10 protein-coding genes are annotated in these 8,929 nt (G+C 70.4%); 7 read left to right on the top strand and 3 right to left on the bottom strand.

Annotated features, from left to right (window positions below; translation table 11 throughout):
- The 6 genes from ASF60_RS13105 to ASF60_RS13080 all read left to right on the top strand — a co-directional run.
- The coding region (locus ASF60_RS13105; protein WP_162241316.1) for a DNA translocase FtsK at nucleotides 1-543 on the top strand (543 nt) is incomplete at its 5' end.
- Between the two features lie 360 nt (nucleotides 544-903).
- Nucleotides 904-1,854: a LolA family protein gene (locus ASF60_RS13100; RefSeq protein WP_056185337.1), complete on the top strand. Its 951-nt coding sequence runs from the start codon at nucleotides 904-906 to the stop codon at nucleotides 1,852-1,854.
- Between the two features lie 221 nt (nucleotides 1,855-2,075).
- Nucleotides 2,076-3,359: a serine--tRNA ligase gene (gene serS / locus ASF60_RS13095; RefSeq protein WP_056185333.1), complete on the top strand. Its 1,284-nt coding sequence runs from the start codon at nucleotides 2,076-2,078 to the stop codon at nucleotides 3,357-3,359.
- Nucleotides 3,359-4,138 (top strand): 5'/3'-nucleotidase SurE, encoded by a 780-nt coding sequence (gene surE, locus ASF60_RS13090; RefSeq protein WP_056185331.1) that lies wholly within the window; start codon nucleotides 3,359-3,361, stop codon nucleotides 4,136-4,138. Before serS ends, surE begins: the two co-directional genes overlap by 1 nt.
- Nucleotides 4,139-4,171: 33 nt before the next feature.
- Nucleotides 4,172-4,828 (top strand): protein-L-isoaspartate O-methyltransferase family protein, encoded by a 657-nt coding sequence (locus ASF60_RS13085; protein ID WP_056185328.1) that lies wholly within the window; start codon nucleotides 4,172-4,174, stop codon nucleotides 4,826-4,828.
- 119 nt (nucleotides 4,829-4,947) lie between these two features.
- Nucleotides 4,948-6,363 (top strand): murein hydrolase activator EnvC family protein, encoded by a 1,416-nt coding sequence (locus ASF60_RS13080; RefSeq protein WP_056185324.1) that lies wholly within the window; start codon nucleotides 4,948-4,950, stop codon nucleotides 6,361-6,363.
- Between the two features lie 71 nt (nucleotides 6,364-6,434).
- On the opposite strand, the gene ASF60_RS13075 is transcribed toward ASF60_RS13080, so the two are convergent.
- Nucleotides 6,435-7,592, bottom strand: a complete 1,158-nt coding sequence (locus tag ASF60_RS13075; RefSeq protein ID WP_056185321.1) for a polyamine ABC transporter substrate-binding protein — start codon at nucleotides 7,590-7,592, stop codon at nucleotides 6,435-6,437.
- Complete coding sequence (locus ASF60_RS13070; protein WP_056185318.1) at nucleotides 7,589-7,963, bottom strand: RidA family protein; 375 nt, start codon at nucleotides 7,961-7,963, stop codon at nucleotides 7,589-7,591. The genes ASF60_RS13075 and ASF60_RS13070 overlap by 4 nt, the downstream gene beginning before the upstream one ends.
- 270 nt (nucleotides 7,964-8,233) lie before the next feature.
- Here ASF60_RS13070 and ASF60_RS13065 point away from each other — a divergent pair, with 270 nt between their 5' ends.
- Nucleotides 8,234-8,500, top strand: coding sequence for a GlsB/YeaQ/YmgE family stress response membrane protein (locus tag ASF60_RS13065; protein WP_056185315.1), 267 nt, complete (start codon nucleotides 8,234-8,236; stop codon nucleotides 8,498-8,500).
- 124 nt (nucleotides 8,501-8,624) lie between these two features.
- Here the strand turns inward: ASF60_RS13065 and ASF60_RS13060 are convergent, their stop codons facing one another.
- A complete protein-coding gene (locus tag ASF60_RS13060; protein WP_056185312.1) occupies nucleotides 8,625-8,843 on the bottom strand; it encodes a YgaP family membrane protein in 219 nt (72 codons plus the stop codon).
- Between the last annotated feature and the right edge of the window lie 86 nt (nucleotides 8,844-8,929).

Raw genomic sequence — 8,929 nt, 5'->3', positions numbered from 1 at the left:
GAGATGGGCGCCGAGCAGCTGCTGGGCCAGGGCGACATGCTGTTCATGGCCGGCGGCGGGCGCACGACGCGCGTGCACGGTCCGTTCTGCTCGGATTCCGAAGTCGAGAGCGTGGTCGCCCACCTCAAGCGCCAGGGCCGGCCGTCCTACCTCGAGGCCGTCACCGCCGACGACGGCAGCGGCGACGAGAAGCCGACCAAGGGCGCGAAGGCGGACAAGGCCGACCGGGCCGAGAAGGCCCCGTCGAACGAGATCGAGGACACCGACGCCCCGATCTTCGACGCCGGCGCCTATGCGGGCAGCGGCGGCATCGATCCCGGCGCCGAACTCTACGACCAGGCGGTGCAGGTGGTGATGCGCGACCGCAAGGCCTCGACCAGCTACATCCAGCGCCGCCTCCAGATCGGCTACAACCGCGCCGCCTCGATCATGGAGCGGATGGAGATCGAGGGCATCGTCGGCCCGGCCAACCATGCCGGCAAGCGCGAGATCCTGATGGAGGGCGGCCACGCCGCTTCCGGCATGATGTATGACGACGATTGAGCCACAGACCTCGCGTACCGGACCCTGTCCGGCACGATCCGTCATCCCGGGGCCGCGTCGCGGAGCCCGGGATCCGGACACATGGGGTGCGCAAAATTTGACGCTGTCGGCGGTTCCGGATCGCGCGCCGCTGGCGCGCCCCTTCGGGGCCGGGCTCGCCTGCGGCGCCCCGGAATGACGGTGGGGCGCCATCGGCATCGCGCTTCCTGGACTGCGTGGGGGGCGTCGCTGGCTTCGGGATCGTCCGGTGTCCTGCCTTCGGTCGATGCCCGATCCCACCCGTCGCATATTCGCCACAGGGCCGGCTTCTAAGCGGGCGTCGCCCGCACAATCCGTGAATCGCCTCAAGGGAGCGTCCCGATGATCGGCCGCCGTCACCGCCTCGCCGCCGGTCCGCTGCTCGTCCTGGCGGCGGGTCTCGCCCTGCCGCAGCCGGCCTCCGCCCAGGTCTCCTCGTTCCTCGACGGCCTGTTCGGCCGCAAGGAGCAGCCGGCCCCCGCGCCGGAACCGGAGCCCGAGCCCGCCCCGGCGGCTCCCGCCGCCCCGCCGAAGAAGCCCGTGGCCCAGGCGCCGAAGGCTGCCAAGCCGTCGGACAAGGTGGCCGCCGACAAGGCCGCTGCGGCCAAGGCCAGGGCGGAGTCCAAGTCCGCTGATTCGAAGTCCACCGATCCGAAGGCCGTCGATCCGAAGGCTGGCGCCAAGGTCGCGGCCGTGGGCGCGCCCGCCGCCGCCATCGCGCCGGAGGCGGACGACGCCACCGTGATCGCGCAGGCCAACGCCTACTTCAACGGCATGACCACGCTCACCGGCAACTTCATTCAGATCGGCCCGGACGGGCGCCGCATCGGCGGCAAGCTGACCCTGGCCAAACCCGGCCGCCTGCGCTTCGACTACGACCAGCCCTCCCCCCTGGAGATCGTGGCCGACGGGACCTCGGTGGCGGTCAAGGACCGCAAGCTCGGGACCCAGGACCTCTACTTCATCTCGCAGACGCCCCTGAAATTCCTGCTGCGCGAAAAGATCGACCTCGCCCGCGACCTCTCCGTGATCGACGTGGCCAACGATCCGGGCGGCCTGCGCCTTTCCCTGGAGGACCGCTCCACGCTGGGCGGCACCTCGAAGATCCAGCTGTTCTTCGATGCCGAGGTGAAGACCCTGAGCCAGTGGCGGATCACCGATCCGCAGGGCTACCAGACCACGGTGCAGCTCTCGAACCTGCAGAAGGGGCGCGCCGTGGAGGGCAATCTGTTCTTCATCAATTACGGCCGCGCCGAGGACAAGGCGGCCGAGCGCCAGATCCGGGCGCAGTAGCGCGTCGGGATCCAAACCTCCCGTGGTGTCCCGGCCCGAATTCCAAGACGCCGGTTTTGCCGCCCGCGTCGTCATTCCGGGCCCTGCTTCGCAGTCCCGGAAAGACGACGCGGTTCGTCTGAGATTCGGTCCCATGAGCGGGGCCGGCATGGCCCACCCGACCTTGTCGGGCCGGGGCCGATGCGGCTAAGCGTCGGGCTCGCATCGTACGAGCCGAGCCCATGCACGACATCCGCGCCATCCGCGAGAACCCGGACGCCTTCGATGACGCCCTGCGCCGGCGCGGGCTGGCGCCGCTCGCCGTCGAACTCATCGACCTGGACGACCAGCGCAAATCCGCGATCTCGGCCGCGCAGGCCAACCAGGAGCGCCGCAACGCCCTGGCCAAGGAAATCGGCGGCGCCAAGAAGGCCCGGGACGAGGCCCGGGCGCAGGACCTCATGGCCGAGGTCGCCCGCCTGAAGGACGCGGCACCGGCCCTGGAGACGGCCCAAGCGGAGGCCGCCAGGACGCTCGACGACCGCCTCGCCGCGATCCCGAATCGCCCGAACCCGGAGGTGCCCGAGGGCGCCGACGAGCACGGCAACGTCGAGTACCGCCGCTTCACGGCGCACCGGCCGCAGCTTGCCACCGGAAAGCAGCATTTCGAACTCGGCGAAGCCTCCGGCCTGATGGATTTCGAGGCCGCCGCGCGGATGTCCGGCGCCCGCTTCGTGGTGCTGAAAGGCCAGCTCGCCCGCCTGGAGCGGGCGCTGGGGCAGTTCATGCTCGACCTGCACACGGGCGAGCACGGCTACACCGAGGTGGCGCCGCCGATCCTGGTGCGCGACGAGGCGATGTTCGGCACGGCGCAGTTGCCGAAGTTCCGGGACGACCAGTTCCAGGCGGGCGAGCACTGGCTCATCCCCACGGCGGAAGTCCCCCTCACCAACCTCGTCCGCGAAAGCATTCTGCGCGAGGAGGAGCTTCCCCTGCGCTTCACCGCCCTGACCCCGTGCTTCCGGGCCGAGGCCGGGTCGGCGGGGCGAGACACCCGCGGCATGCTGCGCCAGCACCAGTTCAACAAGGTCGAGCTGGTCTCGATCACCAATCCGGAGCAGTCAGCCGCGGAGCACGAACGCATGCTCGGCTCGGCCGAGGCGGTGCTGAAGAAGCTCGACCTGCCCTACCGGATCATGACCCTGTGCACCGGCGACATGGGCTTCGCCTCCCAGAAGACCTACGACATCGAGGTCTGGATGCCGGGCCAGGAGACCTTCCGGGAGATCTCGTCCTGCTCGGTCTGCGGCGACTTCCAGGCGCGGCGGATGAACGCGCGCGTCCGTGCCCGGGACGGCAAGGCGGTCCAGTTCGTCCATACCCTCAACGGGTCCGGCGTCGCGGTCGGCCGGGCGCTCATCGCCGTCATGGAAAACTACCAGAACCCGGATGGCAGCGTCACGGTGCCGTCGGTGCTGAAGGCCTATATGGGCGGGATCGACCGGATCGAGGGGTTCAAGAGCTGATGCGCATTCTCGTCACCAACGACGACGGCATTCACGCGCCGGGGCTCGAGACCCTGGAGGGGATCGCCCGCGCCATCTCGGACGACGTCTGGGTGGTGGCGCCGGAGACCGACCAGTCCGGCGTGTCGCACTCGCTGTCGCTGAACGACCCCCTGCGCCTGCGCCAGGTCGCCGAGAAGCGCTTCGCCGTGAAGGGTACGCCGTCCGACTGCGTGATCATGGGCGTGCGCCACATCCTCAAGGACCACGGGCCGGACCTCGTGCTCTCGGGCGTCAACCGCGGCCAGAACGTCGCCGAGGACGTGACCTATTCGGGCACCATCGCGGCGGCCATGGAGGGGACGATCCTCAACGTGCGCTCCATCGCGCTGAGCCAGGCCTACGGGGCCGGCGGGCGCGGCGCCATCAAGTGGCACTGCGCGGCCGAGCACGGCCCCGGGGTCGTCCGCAAGATCCTCGACATCGGGATCGAGCCCGGCATCGTCGTCAACGTGAACTTCCCGGATTGCGAGCCGGAGGAGGTCGTGGGCACGGCCGTGACCGCGCAGGGGTTCCGCAACCAGGCCCTGCTCCAGATCGATGCCCGCCAGGACGGGCGCGGCAATCCCTATTTCTGGCTCGCCTTCGCCAAGGCCACCTTCCAGCCCGGCCACGGCACCGACCTCAAGGCCATCGCGGAGAAGCGCATCTCGGTCACGCCGCTGCGCCTCGACCTCACCGATGAGCCGAGCCTGACGCGCTTCGCGCAAGGGTTCTCGGCGCAGGGCTTCGCCGCGTAGGGCGACGGGCGCGGAACCGGTCGAGAGCCAGCCATGATGCACGAGGGCTCGATCGAGGATGCGGCCTTCGTCATGGCCCTGCGCGGCCGTGGCGTGCGCGACACCGACACCCTGCGGGCGATGGAGCGGGTGCCGCGCGAGCGCTTCGCCCCCGCCCATCACCGCGACCTCGCCCGGCGCGACCTCGCCCTTCCGCTGCCCTGCGGCCAGACCATGACGGCGCCGACCACGGTGGCGGCGATGCTGAAGGCGCTGGCCCTGCGCCCGGGCGCCCGGATCCTCGAGATCGGCACCGGCTCGGGCTACGTCACCGCCCTGCTGCTGCGGCTGGGCGCCGCCCATGTCCACAGCCTCGAGCGCTACGCCACCCTGGCGGACGACGCCCGCGACAACCTGGTGCCGGAGGACCGGGTGCTCGCCGACATCGTCGTCGGGGACGGCCTGCATCCGGCGACCCTGCGGGGGGCGGAGCCTTTCGACCGCATCCTGCTCAACGGAACCGTCCCGGCGATTCCCGACTACTTCGCCGGCCTGCTCGCACCCGGCGGACGCCTCGTCGCCCCGGTCGGGCGGCCGGAGGCGGCCGGCCTCGTCACCTGGACCCGGATGGCGGACGGCAGCCTCGAAAATCGCCCCGGCGCGGCCCTGCGGCTCGCTCCGCTCACCCCCGGCCGCGCCTGCGTCCTGTAGGCCGAAAGGTTTCCGCGCCGGTCCGATCATCGCGCAAACGTGGTGAATCGGAACGGTTGCTTAACCTGAATCCGGTTTGAATGACGTCATCAAGTTGCGTCAGGCAAACAGGTGCGTCGATGCGGGTTCGCGGGACTGGTCGGGGATTGAGGACGCTGTCGCGTTTCGCTCTCATCGGTGTGATTGGAGGCGGTGCGGCCGCCTGTTCTTCGGATGCGTCCCGTTTGGGCGATCCTTTCGGCAACCCCTTCGCCTCGAACCTGTCGAGCGAGCCCGCCGCGACGGGCAGCCTGCCGGAGGGCGAGATCGCCCCGGCACCGGTGGTGCGGACCAGCCGCATCCAGTCCCAGGCCCTCGGGGCTCCGGGCGCGGGCATGTCGCCCCGCCCGATGGTGGCGGCTCCGGTCGCGGCCCGCCCCCAGACCACCCGCCTCGCCTCCACCGAGCCGGTTTCGGGGGGCATGAGTTCCGGCGGCGGCATGACGGCGTCGGCGGTGTCGGGCATGAACCCCGATGCGGCCCGGATGAGCACCCGCGCCGCCCCCGCCGCACCGGCCCCGAAGATGATCGACCGCGCCGCCGAGAAGCGCGCCGCCGAAGCCCGCCGCGAAGCCGAAGCCGCCGAGGCCAAGCGCGAGGCCGAGGCCGCCAAGCTCACCGAGGCCCGCAGGCTCGTGGAAGCCGCCAAGGCCGCCGAGGCCCGCAAGAGTGCGGAGAAGACCGCCGAGAAGGCCGCGGGCGCCGCCAAGCTCGCCGAGGCGCGCCGGACCGCGGACAAGGCCGCCGAGGCTGCCAAGCTGGCCGAGGCCCGCAAGGGCCATGTCCGACCCGGACAGGTCGCCAAGGCCGACGACAAGCCGGTCCGCAAGATCGAGATCAAGGACGCCAAGGCCGAAGTGAAGGCCGATACGGCCAAGGCCGATGCCGCCAAGGAGGCCGCGAAGGAGGCGTCCAAGAAGGCGAAGGCCGCCGAGGCCGAGGCCAAGCTCGCCGAAGCCAAGCTCGCCAAGGCGGAAGCCGCCAAGGACGCGGCCCGCAAGGTCGCCGAGGCGAAGGCCGCCGAGACCGCTGCCAAGGACAAGGAAGCCGCGAAGGCGCCCGTGAAGGTCGCCGCAGTGGAGCAGCCCAAGGCCGAGCCGGCCAGCACCGGGTCGGTCGCCGCTCCCGAGCAGTCGTTCCGCTGGCCCGCCAAGGGCCGGGTGATCTCCGGCTACGGCACCTCCGGCAACGAGGGCATCAACATCTCGGTGCCCGAGGGCACGGCGGTGAAAGCGGCCGAGGACGGCACCGTGGCGTATGCGGGCTCCGACGTGAAGGGCTACGGCAAGCTCGTCCTGGTGCGGCACTCCAACGGCTACGTCTCGGCCTACGCCCATAACGGCGAGCTCGACGTGCGTCCGGGCGAGAAGGTGAAGCGCGGCCAGACCATCGCCAAGTCCGGCGCCTCCGGCAACGTGACCTCGCCCCAGCTCCACTTCGAGATCCGCAAGGGCGCGACCCCGGTCGACCCGATGCCGCACCTCGCCAGCAACTGAACGTCGCCATCCCGGTTCGGACAGGAGAACGGCGGCCCCGCGGGGCCGCCGTTTCGCGTTTCAGCCGGGCCTCAGCGCCCGGTGCGCACCCGGGTCCAGCTCCGGGTGACGAAGCGCTGGGTGCGGTCGTCCCAGGCGGTGTTGGTGGACAGGCGCTGCATCGTCGCCTCGTCCGGGTAGATGCCGGTATTGGCCAGGATCTCGGGCTTGACGAATGCCTTGGCCGCGCCGTTGCCGCTGGCATAGGAGACGAAGTTGGTGTTGGCCGCCGCCACCTCGGGTCGCATCATGTAGTCGAGGAAGCTGTGGGCCTCGGCCGGATGGGGCGCGTCCTTCGGGATCGCGAAGGCGTCGAACCACATCAGCGCGCCCTCGCGCGGAATAAAGTAGCCGATCTCGACGCCGTTCTTGGCCTCCTCGGCGCGCTTGCGGGCCTGCATCATGTCGCCGGAATAGCCGACCGCGAGGCAGAGGTCGCCGTTGGCCAGCCCGTTGATGTATTCCGACGAGTGGAACTTGCGCACCGAGCCCCGCACCTTGAACAGCGCGTCGGTGACCTGGGAGATGTCGTCCCAGCGCTTGGAATCCGGCTTGAGACCGTAGAACGGCAGCAGGCTCGGGATCAGGTCCTCGGGCGAATCGAGCAGCATCACGCCGCAATCCTTGAGCTTGGCCATCAGGCCCGGATTGAGGACGAGGCTCCAGGTGTTGAGGGGCTGGTTCGCCCCCAGGCGCTCGCGCACCAGGGCGAGGTTCACGCCGAGGCCGGTGGTGCCCCACATGTAGTCGACCGCGTAGGTGTTGCCGGGGTCGTAGGTGGCGAGCCGCGCGGCGATCTCGGGCCAGGCATGGACGAGGTTGGGGATCTTCGCCTTGTCGAGGGGCTGGAACACGCCCGCTCGGATCAGCCGCTGCAGGAACGGCCCGGAGGGCGCCACCACGTCGTAGCCCGAGCGCCCGGCCAGCAGCTTGGTCTCGAGGATCTCGTTGTTGTCGTAGGTGTCGTAGACGACCTTGATGCCGGTCTCCCGGGTGAAGGCCTCCAGCACCTTCGGGTCGATGTAGTCCGACCAGTTGTAGATGTTGACGACGCGCTCGCCCTTCGGCGCGGCCGTCTCGGCGCGGGCCCCGGGCAGGCCGAGCGCCAGGGCGGCGAGCGCCCCGGCGATCAGCCCTGCGGCGGAGATCCCCCCGGAGAGGAGCGCGCGGCGGGTGCCGGCTCGGATCATGCCTGTCCTTTCGCGGCGACCACCACGATCTCGACCCGGTATTCGGGGGCGGCGAGCTTGGCCTCCACGGTGGCGCGGGCGGGCGGGTTGTCCTGGGGCACCCAGGCATCCCAGGCGGCGTTCATCTCCGCGAAGGTGGCGATGTCGGCCAGATAGATCGTGGTGGTGAGGATGCGGCTCTTGTCGGTGCCGGCGGCCGCCAGCAGGCGGTCGATCTCGCCCAGGATCTCCTGGGTCTGCGCGGTGACGCCGGCGCCCACCACGGTCCCGGCGACCTGGCCGGCGAGGAACACCATGTCGCCGTAGGTGACGGCCTGGCTCATGCGGGGACCGGATTCGAAGCGCTGGATCGGCGTGGCCTGGATCGTCATGGCGGGAATACGTGCCTTTCACATGCCGGACCGGCGCCCCGTGGCGCCTGGACGTCCGGCCCAGCGTTGTGCCGCGCCGGGTGCCCGAGCGTAAAGAGGCCCGGCACGCGATCCCTTGGACGCAACACGACAAAGTCGCGTGCCGCAGCGCAACTCATCCCACGGGTGCGGCGTTCTCACCCCAGGCAGAGGCCAAGGCGACACAGCCAGCCGTCACGGCCAGGGAAGTCCGACCCAGAGGGTTCGGCCAAAAAGTTCGAGGATCAGCTCATGGGTATCATCTGGACCATCATCATCGGTTTCCTGGCCGGTGTTATCGCCAAGTTCATCATGCCGGGCAGCAATGAGCCGGGCGGCTTCATCCTGACCACGATCCTCGGCATCGTCGGCGCCTTCGTCGCCACCTTCCTGGGCCAGGCGCTCGGCTGGTACGGGCCCAACCAGGGCGCGGGCCTCATCGGCGCCGTCGTCGGTGCCATCGTGGTCCTGGCGATCTACGGCTTCATTCAGGGCCGTCGCTCGACCACCACGCTCTGATCCCACCCGGATCCGAAAGGTCGAACGAGACGGGGCGCCTTACCGAGGCGCCCCTTTTTCGTGTCCGACGGGATTTCTGTCCGGTCGAGAGGGCGCAGAGGCCGGCCTCTGCGCCCGGTCGTTCTCAGGCCTCGGTCACGGCCTTGACGGCGCAGTGGCCGGTGGCGCCCCGGATGGCGAGGCCGGCGCCGACCACGAGGGCCGCGAGGCTGAGCCACTTGTTCGGGCGCGGCTGCGCGGCGGCGGCCGCGATGCCGAGGCCGAGGACCACCGAGACGGCGCGTTCCGTGGTGGTCAGGTTCGGGGTGCCGCTGAAGATGTCGTGGATCATCGCATTGGCCATGTCAGGCGTCTCCTGTGCTGCGTCGCGGGGCGAACGCGGCGGAGGGAGCGCCGTTCCACCGCGGGGCGTGCGGCGCGGCACGACGA

Origin of the sequence: Methylobacterium sp. Leaf113 (genome assembly GCF_001423325.1) — a bacterium.
In the GTDB taxonomy this organism is placed as follows: domain Bacteria; phylum Pseudomonadota; class Alphaproteobacteria; order Rhizobiales; family Beijerinckiaceae; genus Methylobacterium.
The sequence above is the reverse complement of the archived record's forward strand: the minus strand, read 5'-3'. Positions and strand labels throughout refer to the sequence as shown.

What these genes read in the sequence shown, in the direction of transcription:
- ASF60_RS13080 (WP_056185324.1), top strand. Translation starts at nt 4,948, where the DNA reads ATGCGGGTTCGCGGGACTGGTCGGGGATTGAGGACGCTGTCGCGTTTC.
- ASF60_RS13070 (WP_056185318.1), bottom strand. Translation starts at nt 7,963, where the DNA reads ATGACGATCCAGGCCACGCCGATCCAGCGCTTCGAATCCGGTCCCCGC.
- surE (WP_056185331.1), top strand. Translation starts at nt 3,359, where the DNA reads ATGCGCATTCTCGTCACCAACGACGACGGCATTCACGCGCCGGGGCTC.
- ASF60_RS13060 (WP_056185312.1), bottom strand. Translation starts at nt 8,843, where the DNA reads ATGGCCAATGCGATGATCCACGACATCTTCAGCGGCACCCCGAACCTG.
- ASF60_RS13100 (WP_056185337.1), top strand. Translation starts at nt 904, where the DNA reads ATGATCGGCCGCCGTCACCGCCTCGCCGCCGGTCCGCTGCTCGTCCTG.
- ASF60_RS13065 (WP_056185315.1), top strand. Translation starts at nt 8,234, where the DNA reads ATGGGTATCATCTGGACCATCATCATCGGTTTCCTGGCCGGTGTTATC.
- ASF60_RS13085 (WP_056185328.1), top strand. Translation starts at nt 4,172, where the DNA reads ATGATGCACGAGGGCTCGATCGAGGATGCGGCCTTCGTCATGGCCCTG.
- ASF60_RS13075 (WP_056185321.1), bottom strand. Translation starts at nt 7,592, where the DNA reads ATGATCCGAGCCGGCACCCGCCGCGCGCTCCTCTCCGGGGGGATCTCC.
- serS (WP_056185333.1), top strand. Translation starts at nt 2,076, where the DNA reads ATGCACGACATCCGCGCCATCCGCGAGAACCCGGACGCCTTCGATGAC.